Below are 22,563 nucleotides of genomic sequence, written 5' to 3' on the forward strand. Positions count from 1 at the left end.
TTATTTCATAAGAATGAGGGCGACAGAAGTACCGGCCCCGAGAGCAAGGGTAATGAGGAGCGATTCAAAGAGTTTGCTCATTCCAGAGTTGATATGGTTGGTCATGATATCTCTAACTGAGTTGGTCAGAGCGATTCCTGGGACGAAGGGCATAACAGCTCCTGCGATGATCAAGTCTGCTGTTGAATCGAATCCTGAGTAGCGAGCCCAGATCTGGGCTAATAATCCGAAGACAAAAGCTCCAGCAAAGGCTGAAACAAAAGGAATTCGAATATATTTATCGACATAAAGGGAGAAAGAGAAGCCAAATAGAGTCGCGATACCGGCTCCAAGAGCATCGTAAAAATTTCCACCAAACATGATAGAAAAGAAAGGAGCACTGAGCGTGGCTGCTGTAATGAGTTCTCTTTTGCTATAAGGAACCCCTTTCGTTTTAAGTGCCCTTAGTTGTTCAAGAGCCTCTTCCAAATTGATTGCTCCACTGACTAATTGCCGAGAAACCTGATTGACATCGCAGACTTTCTCGATATTGTAGTTCATATGGATATTTCGCTTCATTCGAGAAATATTAGTATTTTCAATTGAAAAGAATATGGCAACGGGCATGGCTAAGGCATTGCAGTCCAGGATGCCTTGCGAATGGGCAATCCGGATCATGGTGTCTTCGACCCGATAAATCTCTGAGCCGCTTTGTAATAGCAAGGTCCCAGCTAGCATGATAACATCAACGGCCAGATTAAGATTTTTTTCATCTGTAGACATTTTCTCAGCCATTATATCCCCTTTTTCATTTTACAATAACTCTATTATAACATAAATGCTCAAAGCTATCTCTCCAAAGCAAAAGAAAACCAGCTGAAAATCAGCTGGTTTTACAATTAGGAAAGAGGCTTAGCTCAGTGCATCATCCATAGAAAGAACTTCGTGGAAGACACGTTGTGTCAATTCAGTTTTTTGTTCTGGAGTGAGGTATTTAGTATTTACACAGTATCCAGAGATACGTACGATAACATCTTCGCCTGACATGATCTTGTCGTAAACATCTTGCAAGTCCATAACGTTCAAGTTAACGTGTTGTCCACCGTTTTCAAAGTAGCCATCAAGGATTGTTACCAAGTTATCAACTTGTTCGTCACGAGTCTTACCAAGAGCACGAGGTGAAACTTGAGTTGTCAATGAGATACCGTCAGCTGCGTAACCAAAGTCAAGGCTCGCAAGTGAGTTCAAGTTTTGCAACCAGCCACCTTTCGCTTTGTTAGATGGGTTAGCACCTGGTGAGAAGAATTCCAATTTAGACAAGTTCACAGAACCATCTTCGTTGAGGTATACACCTTTGTGGACTGGTGAGTTACCAGTTTGTTTAGAGTAAGCAACGTTAGATGTGATGGTCAAAAGTGATACAGTAGCTTCTGCGTCTTTATAAAGTTTATGGCTACGTAGACGAGTTGTGTAAGCTTCGATCAACCATTCTGCCAATTCGTTTGAACGTGGGTCATCTTCACCCCAACGTGGGTAGTCACCGATTGTTTCGTAATCGTAAATGTAGCCATTTTCGTCACGGATTGGTTTAACTGTAGCGTACTTGATAGCTGACAATGTGTCAACAGTGTTAGCGAATCCGCAGATACCGAATCCCATGTTAGCACGTTGTTTAGTTGGCAAGAAGGCCATTTGAACAGCTTCGTAGTTGTATTTGTCAGTCATGTAGTGGATGATGTTCAAAGCATCTACATAAGTGTCAGTCAACCAGTCAAGTGATTTTTCAAAGTTCGCTTTAACTGATTCGAATTCAAGAACTTCGTCGCGGATAGGATCGATGTCAAATACTTTGTAGTCTTTATGCACATCATCGTAACCACCGTTCAAACCAGTAAGAAGGGCTTTAAGAACGTTCACACGAGCACCGAAGTACTGGATGTTGTGACGTTGATCTTCGTTTTCTGGGTCAAGTGGTGACACACAGCATGAGATACAGCTCATTTCTCCGTATCCGTCTTTAGCCATTGTTGTTACACCTTCGTATTGGATAGAAGAGTGTTTGTGGCTCATATGCATACAGTAGCGACGGAATGAGTATGGAAGTTTGTCAGTCCAGAGAACTGTCAAGTTTGGTTCTGGAGAGTTACCGATATTGTCAAGAGTGTTCAAGAAACGGTAGTCCATCTTAGTAACACGGTGACGACCGTCGTTACCCATACCAGCCATAGAAGTGGTGATGAAAGTTGGGTCACCTGAGTACAATTGGTCATAAGCTTTTGTACGAGCAAACTTCACTGTACGAAGTTTCATAACGAAATCATCAACAAATTCTTGGATTTCTGATTCAGTAAATGTACCACGAGCAAGGTCACGTTCTGCAAAGATGTCGAGTACGATTGGCACACGTCCTAGAGATGTTGCAGCACCGTTGATAACACGGCAGACAGCCATGAAGGCGATGTTAACCCATTGGATCGCTTCTTTAACGTTCATCGCTGGTTTACGAACATCAACTCCGTAAAGATCACCCAAGCGAACAACTTGTTGCAATGCTTGGTATTGAAGGTTTACTTCTTCACGAAGGCGGATTGTTTCTTCGTCGATTTCTTTGATTGCATTCCAGTCGTTGACTTTTTCTTGCATCAAGTAGTCTGCACCGTAAAGAGCAAGACGTGCGTAAACACCGATGATACGTCCACGTGAGTAGGCATCTGGAAGACCAGTTACAGTGTGAGCGTGACGAGCGCGGCGGATGTTAGAAGTATAAGCACGGAAAATACCGTCGTTAACAGTTGTCACATATTTTGTGAAAATTTCGTGAACAGCTGGATCAGGTTCATAACCATTTTCCTTCAAAGTTGTTTCAGCCATACGGATACCACCTTTTGGCATGAAGTTCAACTTGAAGAGTTCATCGTTTTGAATACCGTAAATTAGTTCGTTATCTCTGTCGATATAACCAGCAGGGATATCTGCAATAGATGTTGGACGAGTGTCCATTGGGAAACGAGTTTCTTCGTAGTGAGCTTTTGTTTCTTCTACGATTTTCTTGATGTGGAGTGAGCGTTCAGTAGGACCTGCCAAGAAGCTTTCATCTCCATCATAAGGTGTGTAGTTGGCTTGAACGAAGCGAGAAACACTTGCTTTCTCTTTCCAGTCTTCACCTTTGAAGCCTTCCCAAGCTTTGTCAAAAATATCTTGAGCTTCCACAACTGTTTTAACAACCATTTGATTTTCCTCTTTATTCTAGCAACATAAACTGTTACATTTATAATTAAAGTATATCATAAGGTAATCGGTTTCACAAACGAATTTCAGTGCTAAAAGAGGCTTTCTTTTATAATACAGATTTATATTTTATTGCAAACTGTTTTATAATTTTGAAAATGGTAAATGAAAATAGTAGAAAGAAGCTGATAAGTTGAATTATTTTGTACTTGCTTTGAACGTTACTATGTAGAAATGTGTCCAATACTGAAATTCCTATTTTAATACTTTGTCTATGCACCTCAGAAAGTTTCTCACATTTTCCGGTCTTGCTTTTGAATAAAAATCCTTTGAAACTTGCTTTAAAAATGATAAAATTTGCTAAAGAGCTATTCTAACTTATAGGAGACGGCATGCTAATTTTTCCGCTAATCAATGACACATCGCGAAAGATCATTCATATTGATATGGATGCTTTTTTTGCTTCGGTCGAAGAGCGGGACAATCCTAAGCTCAAGGGAAAGCCTGTGATTATCGGTAGTGATCCGCGTCAGACGGGTGGACGTGGTGTGGTTTCGACTTGTAATTATGAAGCCAGAAAGTTCGGAGTTCATTCAGCTATGAGTTCCAAGGAAGCCTATGAGCGCTGCCCGCAGGGGATTTTTATCTCAGGAAATTATGAAAAATATCAAACAGTTGGCTTGCAGATTCGAGAGATTTTCAAGTGCTACACGGATAAAATTGAGCCCATGAGCATAGACGAGGCTTATCTGGATGTGACGGAAAATAAGTTGGGTATCAAATCTGCGGTCAAGATAGCCAAGTTGATCCAGCATGATATCTGGAATGAATTGCAGCTGACGGCTTCAGCAGGCGTTTCCTATAATAAATTTCTGGCCAAGATTGCCAGTGATTATGAGAAGCCGCACGGTCTGACGGTCATTCTGCCTGAAGAGGCAGAGGCCTTTTTGGCGCCTATGGACATTGCCAAGTTTCATGGGGTGGGGAAGAAGAGTGTCGAGAAACTGCATGAAATGGGTGTTTATACTGGTGCAGATCTACTCAAAATACCAGAAATGACCTTGATTGATAAGTTTGGCCGCTTTGGCTTTGATCTCTATCGGAAAGCACGTGGTATCAGCAATAGTCCGGTCAAGTCCAATCGTATTCGCAAGTCTATCGGTAAGGAGCGAACCTATGCCAAATTGCTCCATGGCGAGGAGGATATAAAAAAAGAACTATCTCGCTTGGCAGCTAAGGTCGCTCTCAGCTTAGAGAAACACCAGAAAGCTGGCAAGACGGTTGTCCTCAAAATCCGCTATGCTGACTTTTCAACCCTAACCAAAAGGAGGACCTTGGAGCAAGAAACGAGGGAAGTTGAAGTGATTGAGCGAGTCGGCCATGAAATCTACGACAGTCTGGAAGAGCAGCCTCGAGGCGTTCGTTTGTTAGGACTGACAGTGACGGGGTTCAAATAAGATAGAAAAGCGTCTGGGACAAATTGTCTCAGACGCTATTTTTATAGGGAATATTTGATAAGGCACTCTATAAACTTTTATGACAGCTTCAAAGGTAGACCTAGGCATCTGTTTCTATTTGGTTGTCATTGCTAAATATACTGTTGATATCTTCCTCAGTCAGTCCGATTAGAGGATCGATTGTTAGGATATTTTCCTCCGTCAGGATATAGTTTCCCACAGGCGATTTGCTGTTATCCACAGGATTGTGGATAATTTCTTGAGGGGATTCTACATCCCCAAAACGTTCAATCAGATAGGTTTTGCGGGCCGTTCCAGTATTCTTTACAGCGTAGTCAAAGGCTGACTTTTCCCCAAGTAGGATCAGTTTGCTCTTGGCTCGGGTAATAGCTGTGTAGACCAGATTGCGCTGGAGCATGCGGTGGCTGCTTCGGGTAATGGGAAGGATAACCACGGGAAACTCGCTACCTTGAGACTTGTGGATGCTCATGGCATAGGCTAGGCGAATTTTGTACCATTCGCTGCGCTGGTAGCTAATTTCATTGCCGTCAAAGTTGATGGTTAATTCGTCCTGCTTGGACTCGGTGTACTTAGCTGGGAGCAGGTCTACGATGTAGCCTAAGTCACCGTTAAAGACATTGCTTTCTGCATCATTGACCAAGTGGATGACCCGGTCTCCCTGTCGATATTGGCAGTCAGGTGCCTCAAAGGTCAGCTGATCTTTTTCCACAGGATTGATGAGATTTTGCATGAGGCTATTAATCTGGTCAATGCCGGCCTGTCCGCGGTACATGGGAGCCAGCACTTGCACATCTTGAGCTGGGATGCCACTGCGAATAGCTGCGCTGGCAATTCGTTCAATCATGGGCGGGATGTGTTCATTTCGAGCTTCAAAATAAGATCGATCCGCTTTTTTTTCAGTAAAATCTTCTGGCAGTAGTCCCTTTTGGATTTGACTAGCCAGAGTAACAATAGTCGAATCTTGGCTCTGACGGTAAATTTTTTCCAGCTTGGTTTGGGGGATACTCGGTATTTGCAGTAGGTCAGCTAATACCTGCCCAGGACTGACAGAGGGTAACTGCTCTGCATCGCCCACCAAAAGCAGTTTGGTATTGGAGGAGATATTACTGAGGAGCTGATTGGCCAGCCAAGTGTCCACCATGGAGAACTCATCAACAATGATAAAATCAGCATCCAGATAATCATCCAAATGACTGGTATCATCATCTCCAGTCATACCGAGATGTCGGTGGATCGTAGCGCTGGGTAGTCCAGTCAGTTCGTTCATACGGCGAGCAGCTCGACCAGTCGGAGCAGCAAGGAGAATGGGCAAATCTGCCTTCTTTTTCAAATCCAACTCTCGAAGCTGGCTATAGACGGAAATGATACCATTGATGACGGTTGTTTTTCCTGTTCCTGGTCCACCCGTCAGGATAAAGACTTTTTGTGTGATAGCGTCGAAAATGGCCTGCTTCTGAATCTGATCATAGTGGATGCCTAGGTCATCTTCAGCCTGGCTTATGGCATCGAGGATTTTCTCTTCTTCAAAGCGATCCTGATGGCCTTTTTCCAAGAGGCGAATTAGATTGCTGCAGATGCCTTCCTCGGCAAAGAAGAGACTGTTTTCAAAAATCTTAGTCTCAACATTTTGGACTTTGTCTTCTTCAATCAGGTGAGCCAATTCATCGGCTACCAGACTAGGGTCTAGCTCTACTTGACGCGAACTCTCCAGAAGATCAATCGTATGAGCCAATAGGTCTCTAGCTTCCAAATAGGTATCTCCGGTTTCCATGGACTGGGTCAGGAGGGTATGAATCAAGCCAGCCCGAAAACGCTCAGGGGCATCACTTTCAATTCCCAACTGCTGAGCCAGCTGGTCAGCAATTTTAAAACCGATACCTTGGATATCTTCAACTAGCCGGTAGGGATACTGCTTGACGATTTCAAGCGTTTCTTCCTTGTAGGTTTCCTGAATCTGAAAGGCTAGTTTGTTGGGAATGCCGTAGGCAGCCAGCTTAGCTAAGACCAGCTCTGTTCCATAGTTGAGTTGCAGTTTGGCAACAAAGGCTTCTCGATTTTTGGCGGAAAGGCCAGTGATTTCTTTGAGTTTTTCTGGCTCAGCTAAAATCTTATCAATGGTTTCGTCCCCATAAAGATCCACAATTTTTTGGGCTGTCTTGACCCCGATACCCTTAAAGTGGTCACTGGAAAAATATTTAACCAGCCCCTTACTAGTCGGTTTTGCCCTCTCATAGCGGGAAATTTTTAGCTGCTGTCCGTACTTGGGATGCTGAACTAGATTGCCCCAAAATGTATAATCCTCGCCTTCGATAATATCGGCCATGGTTCCGGTCACGATAATCTCAAAATCATCAAAATCTTCACAATCTGTGTCTTGGATATCCAAGAGGAGGATTCGAAAGAAATTGCTGGGATTTTCAAAAATGATGCGCTCAATTGTGCCTGAAAAATAAAATTCTGTCATTATTTATATATGCTCTTTAAAAAGCAAACCCAGCTGAGTAGTCAACTGAGTTTGGAGGGGGTATACTCTTAAGTATTAGTAAGTCTTGAAAGGTAGGATTGGCCAGATACGGAATTTAGCTTCGCCTTGAATCTGACTGGATTTAAAGGCACCGACCTGCCGGCTATCCTTGGATACAATGCGATCGTCACCTAAAAGCAGGTACTCATCATCTAGGAGTTTGATGGTAAAGACGGGGCTACCTTCCTTGTCCACGGTAAAGGCCTGGGCTTGAGAGGCAAGCTTGCGGAAGAAAGTTCCGTTGTCCGTATAATCCTTGCCTACATAAGTAGATTGGAGCTTGTCCTTTTTGAATTTCTTGATGTATTCTGTTAAGTAAGATTCGTCAGTTTTTTTACCATTGATATAAAGGGTGTCGTTTTCGTACTGAATGGTATCGCCCGGAAGGCCAATGACTCGCTTGACGACTTCTTTCTTTTTGCCATCGTCATCCTGTTCAGAGGCTACGACAATATCGAAACGATCAATGGACTGGTGTTTCAAAACCATCAGATACTCCCCATTTGCTAAGGTTGGGTCCATAGAGTGGCCGTCTACCTTGACAGGTGCCCAGAGTAGCCAGCGAGTGAGTAAGATAACAGAGATAATCAGGGTAAAGACTCCCCACTCCTTGAGGAAGGCACGGAAGTCAAAGCGTTTGTTTTTCATAGTCTACCTTTCTAAGAGCTTTTTAGCTTTTTCTGTATTTTTAAAATGAAGTTTAGCGGTATGCTGGAGGCCAGCCATTCCATAGGCTTGGAGTATTTGGCTAGCAACCTGGTCGCTCTTGCTTCCAGCTCCACTCGGAAGGGTATAGCCAAGCTCTTGGCTCAGATTTTCCAGATTTTCCAGGAAGAGGTCGCGAGCGATAATGGAGCTAACAGCGACAGCTAGAAACTTTCCTTCCGCTTTCTCGATGAGGCTAACGGGATTTGGAAAATGATTCTTTTCATTTTGTAGGTATTTGTCATAATTCTGCTGACTGGTAAAGGCATCGACAACGATTTTTTCTGGTGTAAAACCTTTTTGTAGCAGCAGATAAATGGCTTGATTGTGAAGGGCCACCTTGACAGATACGGCATTGTAACCAGAGGCAATCACTTCATTATACTTTTTTGGTGACAAGAGTAGAGCTTGATGTTGGATTTCCTTTTTCAAAATCGGTGCCAGTTGCCGAATCTTAAGGTCGGTCAAGGTTTTTGAGTCGCCCACACCTAGATTGCGCAGGAAAGTGTGCTGCTCTGGACTGACAAAGGAAGCAACAACTGCTAAACCACCAAAGTAAGAGCCATTTCCGACCTCATCCGTACCGATAAGAGAGCTGTTCTGAGAAGTCTTGCTGGCTTCCTCGGCTTGATGGCCGAAAAAAGTAGCATAATGACCAGCTTTTTCTCCTTGGAAAAGAACCTTGCCAGAAGTATAGATACTGACAGTTGCCTGGTTCAATTTCAGTAGATATTGGATATACTGATTTTTACTAGGCACAAGCTTGTCTTGATATTTCTGGACAAAAGCCTCAATTTCTGCTCGTTTAGGACTCAAAGTAATACTTTCCATAGCCCCTATTGTACCACAAAATGAAACTAGGGAAAATGGGAAAAATAGGATATTTAAAAGATTATGAAAAAATTACACATTTTTCTTCCAAACATGACATCGATGTCATGTTGAACCCGATAGGGTTGTTGTATAATATAGGTGTTGAAGCGATGTTTGAATAAAACTGACCACAAACAATATATTAACAAGGTTAAAAAAGCCTTGTAAAAAAGGAGAACACATATGGAAAACTTTGCTATGATGGACAACCAATTTGCTGCGTTGACTGAAGAAGAAATGATGATGATTGACGGTGGATGGGCATTCTATGGTATCCCTGTTGACATTTTCACAGTATCATTGGCTATTTTGGGTGGCTCATTGGTTTCAGGCTTCTTAGTAGGACTTTTCAGCTAATTTAATATTTTAAATAGAAGAAGGTGAATTTCATGAACAAAGATTTTAAATCATTAGATCAAAAATTTATGCCTCTTACTGAAGCTGAATTGGTTGAAGTAGAAGGTGGATGGGTCGGCGGTGACCTTGTACGTGCCGTATTTGATATCGGTCGTGAAGTTGGTCGTACTGTACGTGGCCTTGCTATCCGTGCATACGGTCGTATCCGCGCTAGAATTGGCTCAGGATCTGGTTCTAGCAATCGTGGTGGCGCTAACAACGGTGGTGCTGCAAGTCCAGACGTTTTTAACTAATATTTTGTGTTTCGACATAGAGCCTCTTGTTCGTCTTGATTTGGACAAGAGGCTTTTTAGTGTAAAAGTTGCATTATGTCTGTTTTTTAAGTAATTTTATGTTTACATGGAGTAAAACGACTGATACCATTGGAAAAATACGCCACATTAGTGTATGATAGAGATATCTATTTTTTGCTTGTTATGAAAGTTCTTCCTCCTAACTTGTACTTGTTATTTTACGGGAGAGAAGCACTATGGATAAAGTTGACAAGCAGTTTTTATTGAATAGTATGTTTACTAATTAGGAGTTTTTATGCGAAGGTCGTTCTCCATAAAAGCAAATTTACACTTTTGTGAATAAAGGAGTTTGTATGAGATTTACAAAGCGTCATTATAGGGCTCAAGTTGACGCGAGAGATTGTGGTGTAGCAGCGCTAGCCATGATATATGGTTATTATGGTTCCTATTATTCTTTGGCTAGTTTGCGTGAAATGGCCAAGACAACTTTAAGAGGAACAACTGCTTTTGGGCTAGTGAAGGTTTCGGAAGAGTTAGGTTTTGAAACACGAGCCTTTAAAGCGGATATGTCTTTATTTGACATGAAGGGCATCGTTTATCCTTTTATCGCCCATGTTATCAAAGATAAGAAATTGCTTCACTATTATGTTGTGACTGGGCACGATAAACATTCGGTTTATATTGCGGATCCGGATCCGGCTGTAAAAATGACCAAACTTTCTAAGGAACAGTTTGCGCAAGAGTGGACAGGTGTCTCTATTTTTATCGCCCCAGCGCCAGAATATAGACCACACAAGGAAAAGAAAAATGGTCTCTGGTCTTTTGTTCCGATTTTAATGAAACAAAAGGGACTGATTGCCAATATCGTTATCGCAACGATGCTGGTGACGATCATCAATATCGTGGGCTCTTACTACATGCAGGGGATTATTGATACCTACGTACCGAATCAGATGAGGAATACCTTAGGAATTATTTCTCTCGGTCTAATAGTCGTCTACATTTTGCAACAGGTCCTAACTTATGCTCAGAGCTATCTGCTTCTCATTTTGGGACAACGCCTTTCGATTGATGTGATTTTGTCCTATATTAAGCATGTCTTTCATCTACCCATGTCTTTTTTTGCGACGAGAAGGACAGGGGAAATCGTATCGCGCTTCAATGATGCCAATAGTATCATTGATGCCTTAGCTAGTACTATTCTGTCCATCTTTTTGGACGTGTCTATCGTTGTCGTCATGGCAATTGTTTTGTTCTCACAAAACTTCTATTTGTTCTTTATCAGTTTGCTCTCGCTGCCAATCTATATCGTCGTGATTTTTGCTTTCATGAAGCCATTTGAAAAAATGAATCGTGACACGATGGAATCCAATGCCATTCTGTCTTCTTCTATTATCGAAGATATCAATGGTATTGAGACGATCAAATCCTTGACAAGTGAAGATTTCCGCTATCAAAAGATTGATAGAGAATTTGTTGACTATCTGAAGAAATCATTTGCTTATAGTCGGATGGAAAACATCCAAATCGGCTTGAAGAAGACGGCTCAGCTCTTGCTGAATGTTGCAATCCTTTGGATGGGAGCCCTTTTGGTTATGGACAACAAAATGACCTTGGGGCAGCTGATTACTTATAATACTTTGCTGGTTTATTTCACAAATCCGCTGGAGAACATTATCAATTTACAAACCAAGCTTCAGACTGCACAAGTTGCCAATAATCGCTTGAACGAGGTTTATCTGGTTGACTCTGAATTTATGGATAAAAAAGCGATCCGTGATTTGAGCATGACCAAGGGCGACATTGAGTTGCGGAATGTTAGCTATAAGTATGGCTATGGACGAAATGTTCTATCAGATATTAATTTGACCATTGAAAGAGGCAGCAAGGTGGCCTTTGTCGGAATTTCTGGTTCTGGAAAGACGACCCTTGCTAAGATGATTGTGAATTTCTATGATCCAAACGAGGGAGAAATTCTGGTTAATAATATCAACCTCAATCAGATTGACAAGCATGTCTTGCGCCGTCATATCAATTACTTGCCGCAACAGCCTTATGTCTTTAATGGTACCATCTTGGAGAATGTTCTCCTAGGTGCCAAGCCCGGAACGACTCAGAAAGAAATCATTCGGGCATTGGAAATTGCGGAAATCCGTGAAGATATTGAACGGATGCCTTTAAATTATCAAACAGAATTAACATCAGATGGTTCAGGAATTTCAGGTGGTCAGCGTCAGCGCTTGGCCTTGGCTCGGGCTCTTTTGACCGATGCTCCTGTTTTGATCCTTGATGAGGCGACCAGCAATTTGGATATCTTAACAGAGAAAAAGATTATCGACAATCTCTTGGAGTTGGACAAGACCATCATTTTCATTGCCCATCGATTGACCATTGCGGAGCGATCTGAAAAAGTGGTTGTTCTGGACAAGGGTGAAATCGTGGAGCAAGGGACGCATGAAGAGTTGGTTGCTCAGGATGGCTTCTATGCTCATCTGGTGAATAGTTAGAAAGGAGAAAGAAGATGGAAGAACATTACTTAGAGAGTGCCGAATTTTATAACCGTAGATATTCTAGCTTTTCTGTGCGCGTGATTTTACCGACTTTCTTCTTGTTGATTTTTGTGGTCTTATTCTCCCTCTTTGCTAAAAAAGAAATCACTATTACTTCAGGAGCCTCTATTGAGCCTAGCAAAATTTTGGCCAGCATCCAATCAACCAGTAACAATGCGATTGTCACCAATAATTTGAAGGAAAATAAGGTTGTAAAAAAAGGGGATCTTTTAGTACAGTATAAGTCTGATAGTGAAAATACTCAAAAAGAAACCTTCTCCTCTCAAGTAGAAAGCTTGAAGGAGCAAAAACGGCAGTTGGAGCTGCTGCAAGAAAGTCTGAAGACGGGGACTAGCCAGTTTTCAGGAGAAGATCGCTTCGGCTATGAGCAGGCCTTTAATGACTATAAGAGTCAAGCTGCTAGCATCCGTAGTAATACCGAGCAGCAAAATTCGACCATTGCTTCTCAAAATTCAGCAGCTAGTAATTCACAGGCAGAACTGGGGAATTTGATCAATGAAACCAATGCAAAATTGGCGGATTATCAAACCCTTAGAAATGCTATCCAAAATGGGACAAGTGTCCCTTCGACTAATGCTGGCTATAGCATCTATCAGGCTTATGAGACACAAGCCGCTGCAGATAGTCAAGGTCAGCTAAAGAGTCAGGTTCTTTCGCAAATTGATAGTCAGATTTCTCAGTTTGAATCAGCTCTTGCAGGTTATCGGGTACAGTATGCGGGTTCGGGTGCTCAGCAGGCTTATTCTGGGAGCTTGGATAGTCAGCTTGAGTCTTTGAAAGCTCAGCAGTTGACTAAAGTTGGTCAAGAATTGACGGCCTTGAATCAAAAGATTTTAGAAGTTGAAAATAATCTCAAGGTTCAAGGTGGTATCACTCAAAAGGGCATGATCACAGCAACTGAAGATGGTATTCTCCACCTAAATCCTGAAACAGCAGGAGCGAATCTGGTTCCCGAAGGGAAGTTGCTTGCTCAGTTGTATCCTGTTTTGACCAAGGAAAAAAAGGTCGTTATCACAACCTATGTGACCTCAAAAGATGTTGCTAGTCTGAAAAAAGGTGAGACTTTGCGTTTCACTGCAATGGATGGAAATAATAAAGAATTTGTTCTCAAATCTAAAATTTCAAACATTGACAGCAATGCAACGAAAACGGAAAAAGGAAACTTCTTTAAGGTGGAAGCTGAAATAACCTTAACGGGTGCTCAAGCCAAGAAGGTGCGTTATGGTATTGAAGGTCGTGCAGTAGTCATCACAGGAAGCAAAACTTACTTTGACTATTACTTGGATCAATTCTTGAGAAAGGACTAAAGGAAGAATAGTCGATAAGTTTTGATTGAAGTTTTTATCTCTCAAATATGAAAAAACCATGGCTGTGTCCATGGTTTTTCTTGTTATGAGAGGGGAATTCTATTGCCAGATGTCCTGTATTTGCGTGATTTGAGCTTGGGCTTGTTTTTCGAAAATCTTGTATTTATAAGTCAAGTCTTGAGCCATTTCCTTGATATTGTCTCGCTGTTCTTGGATAATGGCGAGATTGTGCTGGATGTTAGCTAAATTATCTTGAATTTTATCCAAGATATCGGATGTTTCGACGACTTCTTGGCTAATTGTCTTCCGACTTTTGACCAAATGGTAGCTGGCCCAGGCTGCGCCTGTGAAAAGCACGAGATTTGAAAATTTCATAGTTCCTCCCTAGGCTTGAGCAATCTTTTCAGCCAATTGAGCTAAGGCTGGAAAATCTGGTTCGTGAGTTTCAAAGCTGATTTGTAAACCGTCTGTCTCTTCATAGCGAGGAGCTAGGTGGACATGGGTATGAAAGACGGTCTGGCCGGCGATTTCCTCGTTGTTGTTGATGATATTCATACCAGCTGCACCTGTTGCTTTCATGACCTTGCGGGCGATGTCTGGGACACGAGCGAAGAGCTGACTAGAACTGTCTGCATCCATTTCCAAAAGATTTCTGAAATGCTGCTTGGGAACGACCAAAGTATGGCCTGGAGTGACCTGAGAAATGTCTAGAAAGGCGACTACTTGGTCATCTTCATAAACTTTAGAAGATGGGATTTCCCCTGCGATAATCTTACAAAAAATACAATCAGCCATAAATGATACCTCTATTCGCTAGATTTTGTTATAATATAAGAACTATTATACCAGATTTGGAGAAAATATGTTAGAAATCAAAGAGCTTACGGGCGGCTATGTAAATATCCCGGTTTTAAAGGATGTCAGCTTTGAAGTGGGCAATGGCCAGTTGGTTGGTTTGATTGGTCTTAATGGTGCTGGTAAATCCACTACCATCAATGAAATTATCGGTTTATTGACACCTTACAAGGGAGAAATTCGGATTGATGGTTTGCAGCTGCGAGAAAACTCTAGTGCCTACCGTAAGAAGATTGGCTTTATCCCAGAGACGCCGAGTCTTTATGAAGAGCTAACCCTGCGCGAGCATATTGAAACGGTGGCCATGGCCTATGATATCGAGCAGGAAGTCGCTTTTGAGCGCGTGGAGCGCCTCTTAACTATCTTCCGACTCAAGGATAAGTTGGACTGGTTTCCAGTGCATTTCTCTAAGGGGATGAAGCAGAAAGTCATGATTATCTGTGCTTTCGTGGTGGATCCTAGTCTTTTTATCGTGGATGAGCCCTTTTTGGGGCTGGATCCGGTAGCTATTGCAGACCTTATCCAGCTTTTGGATGAGGAAAAGAAAAAAGATAAGTCCATCCTCATGAGTACTCACGTTCTAGATTCGGCTGAGAAGATGTGTGATAGCTTTGTGATTTTGCATAAAGGGCAGGTGCGTGCTAAGGGCAATCTAGCTGAGTTGCGAGGACAATTTCAGATGCCGGATGCTAGTCTCAATGACATCTATCTGGCCTTGACGGAAGAGGCTGCGGTATGAAAGAAGTATTTGCTAAACGCAGGCAAGATTTCCGTCAGCGGTGTCTGAAGTATTTGCGCTATGTTCTCAATGATCACTTTGTCCTGTTTTTATTGATTTTTCTCGGATTTCTGGCGGTTCAGTACAATCAATTGCTGCGGAATTTCCCTAGTCAGTCTTGGCCGATAATAGTAGGCTTAGTCTTGTTTTCTATACTCATTCTTCCTTTTGGACATATCGCAACCTATCTGGAGAAGCCAGATATGCTCTTCTTGCTGGTGCAGGAGCAAGCGGTCATTGAGTTTGTCAAGGGACAGATCCAACGTTCGTATATTCTCTTTGGCCTGCTGCAAACCTTGTTGCTGGTCTTGTTAGCGCCCCTGTTTTTGGCTCTAGGTTTGCCAATCTGGGGCTTTGGGCTGTACTGTCTCCTTATGTTATTGCTAAAATGGCTTGTCTTCCAGTTCAAGGGACGTCGCTTTTTCTTGTCTGAACGTCTCGATTGGCAGTTTGCAATTGCAGCTGAGGAAGGGCGCAAGCAGAAAGTTCTACGTTTCTTCGCCCTCTTTACAAATGTGAAAGGCATTTCTAATAGTGTCAAAAGAAGAGCTTATTTGGACGGGCTGACGAGACTTTTGCCTAAGATCCATGCCAAGGCTTGGCAAAATATGTTTCTACGCTCTTATCTTCGCAATGGCGATCTATTCCCTCTGACTTTGCGTCTTCTACTTTTAGCCCTCTTAACGATTGTCTTCGTCAGCCAGTCTTGGATTGCTGCAGGTTTTGTCGTCCTTTTCAACTATCTTTTGCTTTTTCAGTTATTGGCCTTGTATGAAGCCCTTGATTATCAGTATTTAACTAAGCTTTTCCCGCTGGATAGCAAGTCTAAAATCAAGGGAGCAAGACAGGTTATTACAGGGATTGGACATAGTGTTTTGCTTTTTGAAACGCTAGTGGCAGTGCTCTTTTTTCAAGATAAGATAGCAGTGTTAGCAATGCTTGGAGCGACAATCTTTTTGTATCTAGTCTATTTGCCATATAAACTAAAAAGATTGGTTGACTAAAAGAATGAAAATTAGTAAAATAGTGAGGAAACTTTTTAAGGAGGGGAATCATGGTCTTGGTTGATAACGAGCTAGCCCTGACACCAATAGCTGGTAAGAGCGGAAAGGCCTATATGGGAACTTATCCAGACGGGGGGCGAGTTTTCGTCAAGATGAATACGACCCCGATTCTGGCAGGCTTAGCCAGAGAACAAATTGCTCCGCAACTTCTGTGGAGTCGACGCTTGCCAGATGGCAATGTCATGAGTGGACAAGAATGGCTTTCAGGTGCCATTTTAACACCTAATGATATGTCTAAAAAGCAAGTGATCAATATTTTAACGCGTTTGCATCGGTCGCGGCCTCTGATGACTCAGTTGGCTAAATTAGGTTATATTTTGGAAACGCCGATCGATCTAATCAATAGCTGGCTCAATCAAGCGCCGGTCGTTTTGAGGAACAATCAGTACCTTCAATCTATTATTCGGGATTTGCGGCAAACGGTACCTGCTTTTCGTGAGGATTATGCGACGATTGTCCATGGTGATGTACGGCATAGCAACTGGTTTCAGACGGACAGTGGCTTGATTTATTTGGTGGATTGGGATTCTGTTCGCTTGACGGATAGAATGTTGGATGTTGCTCATATATTGAGTCACTATATCCCAGATACCAATTGGCAGGAGTGGCTGACCTACTACGGTTATAAGTACAATGACAAGGTTGTCAAAAAACTGTATTGGTTTGGTCAATACTCTTATCTGATGCAGATTGCTAAATATTACGAAAACAATGATTTAGAAAATGTGAACCGGGAGATCTACGCCTTACGCAACTTCCGTTCTAAGTATGGAAAGGTAAGATGAGAGTAAGAAATCGTAAGGGGGCAACGGAACTATTAGAAGCCAACCCCCACTATGTAGTTCTAAATCCAGTTGATGCCAAGGGAAAATGGCGGGAAATTTTTGGTAATGACCACCCTATCCACGTTGAAGTCGGAAGCGGCAAGGGAGCCTTTATCACAGGAATGGCCAAGGCTAATCCAGATATCAACTATATCGGAATTGACATTCAGAAGTCTGTTCTCAGCTATGCTTTGGATAAGGTTTTGGCAGCTGATGTACCTAATATTAAGCTACTCTGGGTGGATGGTTCAGATTTGACCAACTATTTTGCAGATGGAGAAATTGACCGACTTTACCTGAATTTCTCTGATCCATGGCCTAAGAAACGGCATGAAAAACGTCGCTTGACCTATAAGTCTTTCTTAGATACCTTCAAGCAAATTTTGCCAGAAAAAGGTGAAATCCACTTCAAAACGGACAACCGTGGCTTGTTCGAATACAGCCTGGTCAGCTTTTCGCAGTATGGCATGGTTCTCAAAGGTGTTTGGCTGGATCTTCATGCCAGCGACTTTGAAGGCAATGTCCTAACCGAATATGAGCAAAAATTCTCTAGCAAGGGTCAGGTTATTTACCGAGTCGAAGCAGAATTTCAATAAAAATAAAGAGAGTCCTAAATAGATTTTCTATCTCAAATGTCGGGTTTTATGACCGATTTTTGTTGAATAGAGCCCTGTGGGGGCTCTTTTTTATTTTGTTTTGGTTATCAAACTATAAAAATTATTTTTGTTGCTTTCATTCTCTTGAAACGGCGTCGCTAAAGCTTTTTGTTATCCCTATAATATGATATTACACTTTTGTTACAGAAAAAAATTAGATAGTAAAATCCTTGATATAATAGGAAAAAAGCGGTATAATTATTGGTATGGTTTGATGTCCAAACTTTTGGCATTATAACCACCAATCATATGTTATAAAATACTTTGCTGCTCAGGCGTTAAGGTGTTGATTAATAGGTGGTTGAACTATATTTTAAAAAGGAGAGATGTTCATGGATAAAAATGCGAGACGCAGATTAAACCGTGCGAGTGCTGAGAAACGACTTCGATACTCAGTCCGTAAGTTTAATGTGGGCGTGGCTTCTGTAGCAGTCGCAGCTTTCATGTTCTTTGGGGGGAATGTCGTTTCAGCCGATACGTTAGCTAAGACGGATTCTTCAAGCACCTCTACGGAGAAAACGACCTCTGTGCCAGATTCAGGAGAAGATTCGGGAGCGAATGATTCTGACTCCGAGTCGGCCATAGAAAAGAATTCTACCGTAGCAACTGTCGCTGAAAGTAACGCAGTTTCAAGTGCAGCATCTACAGCATCTACAGCATCTTCTACCTCTGCTGAAGACCTATCAAGCAAAGTGGAAGAAAAAACTGTTAAATCAGAAGTTACTTCAAAAAGTGAAGCAGCTTTAAAAGAGGCTACTTCACAAGTATCTAAAGCTTCAGTAGCGACTAGCCAATCAACTGCTGCAACTCAGTCTGAGGCTCGAGTTAGCCCAGCTACTTCAGCTACTGCAGAGTCAACTGCAGTTTCATCTGAAGCAGCTGCAGAGTCAACTGCTGCTGTAGAACCTGCTAAGGTATCAGTTGAAAAGGCAGCTAGCCAAGCAGCTAGTTTGGCAACAGCTAGCCAAGCAGCAAATGCAGTAGCCAAAAGCGAAGCTAACTCAACATTAGCAGCTGCTCAAAGCGAAGTAAATAAAGGTTACGCTGATTTCCGTAAATCGGGAGAAAGCGGCTTCCGTTCGTTTGACCCACAAACAGGAAAAACAACTGTAACGAAAGAAAACTTCCTTGACTACTTCAGATTGAATGGTTCAGCTACCTATAATTCATACGATGGTATCGTAACCCTTACTCCAGATGAAAACTCTAAGACAGGTAACTTCAGTCTGAAGAGTAAGATCAATATGAACCAAAGTTTCAAGCTGACTGGTGGGGTTAATCTTGGTGATAAGACTCAGGAACGCTATGGTGCCGATGGTATCGGTTTTGCTTTCCATACAGGGAATACAACAGACCTAGGTGCCGATGGTGGTAACCTTGGTATCGGTGGTTTGCGTAATGCGACTGGTTTCAAGCTGGATACTTTCTGGAACGTCTTCACTCCACCGAAAGGAAATCGTTTTGATACTAGCAACACTGACTCTTTCCAATATGGTTGGGCGGAAGACCCTCGTCTGGGACAATTCGGTGCTTGGGTAAATACCACTCATAAAAAAGTTCGTGGTGGTGGTATCTTCACTGGTGGTGAATATGATCGTTGGTGGGCTGAGACAGATGCTAATAGTGCTCAGCGTCTGGACTCAAGTGACCTAGATGGTCGTTTCCACAGATTTGCTATCCAGTACGACGGTGTAACCAAGGAATTAACTATCTCTTACGAAAGTAATCTTGGTATTAAGCAATGGAGGAAAACAGTTTCTACTCCAGAAGAGCTGATGTCCATGGTGGTTACGGCTACGACTGGTAACTACAAGAACTTGCAACAGTTCCAAATCAAACGCTTTGATTTCTATCAAAGTGCCTCTGTTGACGTACGTTATGAAGATGAGCAAGGTCGAGAAATCGCTGAAGGCTCAGTAACTTATCCACAAGGTGCCTTTAAAGGTAAGGCTTATACTACTGAACAAAAATCAATCCCAGGCTATGGTTTCATTGGAATGAAGAGAGGTAGCTTGCCACCTTCAGGAACTCTTGCTGACTGGGGAACAAACGGTACTGTAACCTACGTTTATCGTAGAGGTGCAACTGATACGAAGACAGAAAAGAAGACAGTCACTCGTACTATTTATTATAAATATAAACCAGGTGTGACAGGGCCAACACTTCCGCCGGCTTATACTCAAACAGCTGAGTTTACTCGGACTGTGACAGGTGGTAGACCAGGTCCATGGAGCCCTGCATCTAAGAACTTTGCACCAGTAGACTCTTTAGAAGTTCGAGGATATACTCCAGATATAGCGACAGTTCCAGGGGTTACAGTAAATCCAAATTCTACTCCAAGTGATGTGACGGTTTACTACGACAAGAATGCTCCAAGAGTAACAACTGAAACAAAAGATGTTACTCGTACAATCGCTTACGAATATGAAGATGGTGTGACTTCAGGTCGTCCAGCACTTCCACGTGAGGTACAACAAAATGTACGATTCACACGACAAGTGTCAGAAGATGCAAGAACTGGTAAGAAGACATACGGCAACTGGACTCCAAGCACTCGAACTGTAGATGCGGTTGATACACCAGCAATTCAAGGCTTTACACCAAATAAAACTCGTGTAAATTCAGCTACTGTTTCACCAACAGATCCAAGCTGGCGTGAAATTGTTTCATACCGTAAGAATAATCCAAAAGTAACAACTGAAACAAAAGACGTTACTCGTACAATCGCTTACGAATATGAAGATGGTGTGACTAGAAATCGTCCAGCTCTTCCACAACCAGTTGAACAAACAGTTCAATTTACTCGTCAAGTATCAGAAGATCCAGTAACTGGTAAGAAGACATACGGCAACTGGACACCTAGCCGTCAAAATGTTGCTGCGGTTGATAGCCCAGAAGTAGCAGGCTTTACACCAAACAAACCACGTGTAAATTCAGCCTCTGTTGCTCCAACAGATCCAAGTTGGCGTGAAATTGTAAGCTATTCAGCTGCAGATCAAAAGGGAAGCATCGTTTACCGTACAGATGGTAAAAATGGTGTTCCAGCTAAGACTCTTCACACAGACAACGTAACTGGTAAATCAGATACACCTGTAAACTATACAACAACTGCTAAAATTAACGAATTTAAACAGTTGGGTTATGATCTTGTTAGCGACGGCTTTACTAAAGCTGGCGGTCAAAGATTTGACAGTAATAACAATGTAGATCAAACATGGGAAGTTGTTCTTACTCCACGTATTGAGACAAAACAAGAAACGAAAGATGTTACTCGTAACGTTCGTTACCAATACAAGGATGGAGTGACCACAGGTCGTCCAGCACTTCCTCGCCCAGTTACTCAAACAACAACATTTACTCGCCCAGTTTCTGTGAACAAGGTGACAGGTGTTGAAACTCCTGGTCAATGGAACAAGCCAAGTGAAGAACTTCCAAAAGTTGATTCTCCAGCAGTTACTGGTTTCACTCCAGACAAACCAAGCGTTCCAGCTGCAACTGTTACTCCTACATCTCCTAACGAAGATGAAGTAGTAAGCTACAGCCAAGATGATCAACGCGGTATCATTGAGTATGTAACAGATGGACAAAACGGTGTTCCAGCTAAGACTCTTTATACTGACGGTGTTACAGGTAAATCAGGTGAAGATGTTGTTTATTCAACTGCTAACCGTATCACTCAACTTCAACAAGCAGGTTACAAACTTGTAAGTGATGGCTTCACTCAACCAAATGGTCAGAAGTTTGATAACGATAAGACAAAAGACCAAGTATGGAAAGTTGTCGTTACTCCAGTTATTGAAACAAAACAAGAGAAGAAAGATGTTACTCGAACTATCCAATACCAATATGGTGACGGTGTAACAGCAGGACGCCCAGCGCTTCCTAAGACAGTTACTCAAACAACATCATTCACTCGTCCAGTTTCTGTTAACAAGGTAACAGGCGTGGAAACTCCTGGTGCTTGGGATAAACCAAATGCTAACCTTCCAGAAGTAAACACTCCTGCTATTACAGGCTATAGCCCAGATAAACCAAAAGTTCCAGGTGTAACTGTTGACCCTACTACAGGAGATTCAGTTGAAGTTGTCAACTACAACTTAGATGAACAACGTGGTTCTATCAAGTACGTAACAGATGGTAAGAATGGCGTTCCAGTTAAGACTCTTTATACAGATTCTGTTGCTGGTAAGTCAGGTGAACCAGTAGCTTACTCAACTGTAAATCGTCTCACTCAACTTCAACAAGCAGGTTACAAGCTTGTGAGCGATGGCTTCACTCAACCAAATGGTCAGAAGTTTGATAACGATAAGACAAAAGACCAGACTTGGACAGTTGTTGTAACACCACGCTTGGATGACAATACGAATCCAGCTGATTTGAACAGCAAGGTTACACGTACCATCAAGTATCAATACGCAGATGGTCAAACAGCAGGTCGTCCAGCTCTGAAAGCTCCTGTCACTCAAGAAGCAACCTTCACACGTACTGGTAAAATAAATGCTGTAACTGGTGAAAAGACTTTCACTCCATGGACACCAGCTACGAAAGAATTGGCTCAAGAAGCTACACCAGTTGTAACTGGATTTGTGGCAGACAAGGCTAATGTAGCAGCGAAGACAGTGAAAGCTGGCGATGCTAACAGCGAAGAAGTTGTACAATACAAGAAGCTCGGTTCATATGTACCAAATGTACCAGACGGACTTCCAAAAGTACCAAACCTTCCATATCCAAACGATCCAACAGATCCAACGAAACCAGGTACTGATCTTCCAGTGGTACCAGATGTACCAGGCACTACACCAGTAGGTCCAGATGGTACTACACCATTGACACCGAAAGATCCGAGCGATCCAAGCAAGGGTTACAACCCACCACCAATTCCAAGTGATCCAACTCAGGATACACCAATCAATTACGTTAAAGATGGTCAAAAAGCGATTATCACCTTCGTAGACCAAGATGATAACAACAAGGAAGTTGGTAAGGTCGTTGAAAGCGGTAAGTCAGGTGAACCAATCGGTACAACCAACTACGCAACTCGTCTGAAAGAATTGACAGACAAGGGCTACGAA

General features: G+C 42.4%; 17 protein-coding genes. 10 read left to right on the top strand and 7 right to left on the bottom strand.

Going from position 1 to position 22,563, the window contains the following annotated elements:
- Nucleotides 1-774 (bottom strand): threonine/serine exporter family protein, encoded by a 774-nt coding sequence (locus PAN94_RS09585; RefSeq protein ID WP_005591102.1) that lies wholly within the window; start codon nucleotides 772-774, stop codon nucleotides 1-3.
- 117 nt (nucleotides 775-891) lie between these two features.
- Complete coding sequence (gene pflB / locus PAN94_RS09590) at nucleotides 892-3,207, bottom strand: formate C-acetyltransferase (protein WP_149556508.1); 2,316 nt, start codon at nucleotides 3,205-3,207, stop codon at nucleotides 892-894.
- A 392-nt stretch (nucleotides 3,208-3,599) separates the two neighbouring features.
- Between pflB and dinB the strand changes: the two genes are divergently transcribed.
- The gene (dinB, locus tag PAN94_RS09595; protein ID WP_149556507.1) at nucleotides 3,600-4,664 is read left to right on the top strand and encodes a DNA polymerase IV; all 1,065 of its coding nucleotides are present in this window, start codon (nucleotides 3,600-3,602) and stop codon (nucleotides 4,662-4,664) included.
- A gap of 100 nt (nucleotides 4,665-4,764) precedes the next feature.
- Here the strand turns inward: dinB and recD2 are convergent, their stop codons facing one another.
- The 3 genes from recD2 to rnhC all read right to left on the bottom strand — a co-directional run bounded on the left by recD2 (nucleotide 4,765) and on the right by rnhC (nucleotide 8,745).
- Nucleotides 4,765-7,149: an SF1B family DNA helicase RecD2 gene (gene recD2 / locus PAN94_RS09600; protein ID WP_149556506.1), complete on the bottom strand. Its 2,385-nt coding sequence runs from the start codon at nucleotides 7,147-7,149 to the stop codon at nucleotides 4,765-4,767.
- A gap of 75 nt (nucleotides 7,150-7,224) precedes the next feature.
- Nucleotides 7,225-7,857, bottom strand: a complete 633-nt coding sequence (gene lepB, locus PAN94_RS09605) for a signal peptidase I (RefSeq protein WP_045498526.1) — start codon at nucleotides 7,855-7,857, stop codon at nucleotides 7,225-7,227.
- Between the two features lie 3 nt (nucleotides 7,858-7,860).
- The gene (gene rnhC, locus PAN94_RS09610) at nucleotides 7,861-8,745 is read right to left on the bottom strand and encodes a ribonuclease HIII (RefSeq protein ID WP_149556505.1); all 885 of its coding nucleotides are present in this window, start codon (nucleotides 8,743-8,745) and stop codon (nucleotides 7,861-7,863) included.
- Between the two features lie 225 nt (nucleotides 8,746-8,970).
- On the opposite strand from rnhC, the gene PAN94_RS09615 reads away from it, so the two are divergent.
- The 4 genes from PAN94_RS09615 (at nucleotide 8,971) to PAN94_RS09630 (ending at nucleotide 13,314) form a co-directional block, all read left to right on the top strand.
- Nucleotides 8,971-9,144 (top strand): class IIb bacteriocin, lactobin A/cerein 7B family, encoded by a 174-nt coding sequence (locus PAN94_RS09615; RefSeq protein ID WP_005592399.1) that lies wholly within the window; start codon nucleotides 8,971-8,973, stop codon nucleotides 9,142-9,144.
- Nucleotides 9,145-9,176: 32 nt separating this feature from the next.
- Nucleotides 9,177-9,437, top strand: coding sequence for a hypothetical protein (locus PAN94_RS09620; RefSeq protein ID WP_048765891.1), 261 nt, complete (start codon nucleotides 9,177-9,179; stop codon nucleotides 9,435-9,437).
- 353 nt (nucleotides 9,438-9,790) lie between these two features.
- Nucleotides 9,791-11,944, top strand: a complete 2,154-nt coding sequence (gene comA / locus PAN94_RS09625; protein ID WP_005591091.1) for a peptide cleavage/export ABC transporter ComA — start codon at nucleotides 9,791-9,793, stop codon at nucleotides 11,942-11,944.
- A gap of 14 nt (nucleotides 11,945-11,958) precedes the next feature.
- Complete coding sequence (locus PAN94_RS09630) at nucleotides 11,959-13,314, top strand: bacteriocin secretion accessory protein (RefSeq protein WP_149556504.1); 1,356 nt, start codon at nucleotides 11,959-11,961, stop codon at nucleotides 13,312-13,314.
- A gap of 99 nt (nucleotides 13,315-13,413) precedes the next feature.
- Here the strand turns inward: PAN94_RS09630 and PAN94_RS09635 are convergent, their stop codons facing one another.
- Together PAN94_RS09635 and PAN94_RS09640 are read right to left on the bottom strand one after the other, a co-directional pair.
- Nucleotides 13,414-13,689, bottom strand: coding sequence for a hypothetical protein (locus PAN94_RS09635; protein ID WP_149556503.1), 276 nt, complete (start codon nucleotides 13,687-13,689; stop codon nucleotides 13,414-13,416).
- 9 nt (nucleotides 13,690-13,698) lie between these two features.
- Nucleotides 13,699-14,109: an HIT family protein gene (locus PAN94_RS09640; protein ID WP_062004052.1), complete on the bottom strand. Its 411-nt coding sequence runs from the start codon at nucleotides 14,107-14,109 to the stop codon at nucleotides 13,699-13,701.
- A gap of 67 nt (nucleotides 14,110-14,176) precedes the next feature.
- On the opposite strand from PAN94_RS09640, the gene PAN94_RS09645 reads away from it, so the two are divergent.
- The 5 genes from PAN94_RS09645 to PAN94_RS09665 form a co-directional block, all read left to right on the top strand.
- Nucleotides 14,177-14,908, top strand: coding sequence for an ABC transporter ATP-binding protein (locus PAN94_RS09645; RefSeq protein WP_149556502.1), 732 nt, complete (start codon nucleotides 14,177-14,179; stop codon nucleotides 14,906-14,908).
- The gene (locus tag PAN94_RS09650) at nucleotides 14,905-15,951 is read left to right on the top strand and encodes an ABC transporter permease (protein ID WP_149556501.1); all 1,047 of its coding nucleotides are present in this window, start codon (nucleotides 14,905-14,907) and stop codon (nucleotides 15,949-15,951) included. The genes PAN94_RS09645 and PAN94_RS09650 overlap by 4 nt, the downstream gene beginning before the upstream one ends.
- 50 nt (nucleotides 15,952-16,001) lie before the next feature.
- Entirely contained in the window at nucleotides 16,002-16,796 is a 795-nt protein-coding gene (ccrZ, locus tag PAN94_RS09655; protein ID WP_268730923.1) for a cell cycle regulator CcrZ, read from the top strand.
- Nucleotides 16,793-17,431 carry a tRNA (guanosine(46)-N7)-methyltransferase TrmB gene (trmB, locus tag PAN94_RS09660; RefSeq protein ID WP_149556500.1) on the top strand — a complete coding sequence of 213 codons (639 nt, stop codon included), beginning with the start codon at nucleotides 16,793-16,795 and terminating at the stop codon, nucleotides 17,429-17,431. The genes ccrZ and trmB overlap by 4 nt, the downstream gene beginning before the upstream one ends.
- Before the next feature lie 392 nt (nucleotides 17,432-17,823).
- The coding region (locus PAN94_RS09665; protein ID WP_285875638.1) for a mucin-binding protein at nucleotides 17,824-22,563 on the top strand (4,740 nt) is incomplete at its 3' end.

It is taken from the genome of Streptococcus sp. SC1 (genome assembly GCF_030272855.1).
GTDB lineage: Bacteria > Bacillota > Bacilli > Lactobacillales > Streptococcaceae > Streptococcus.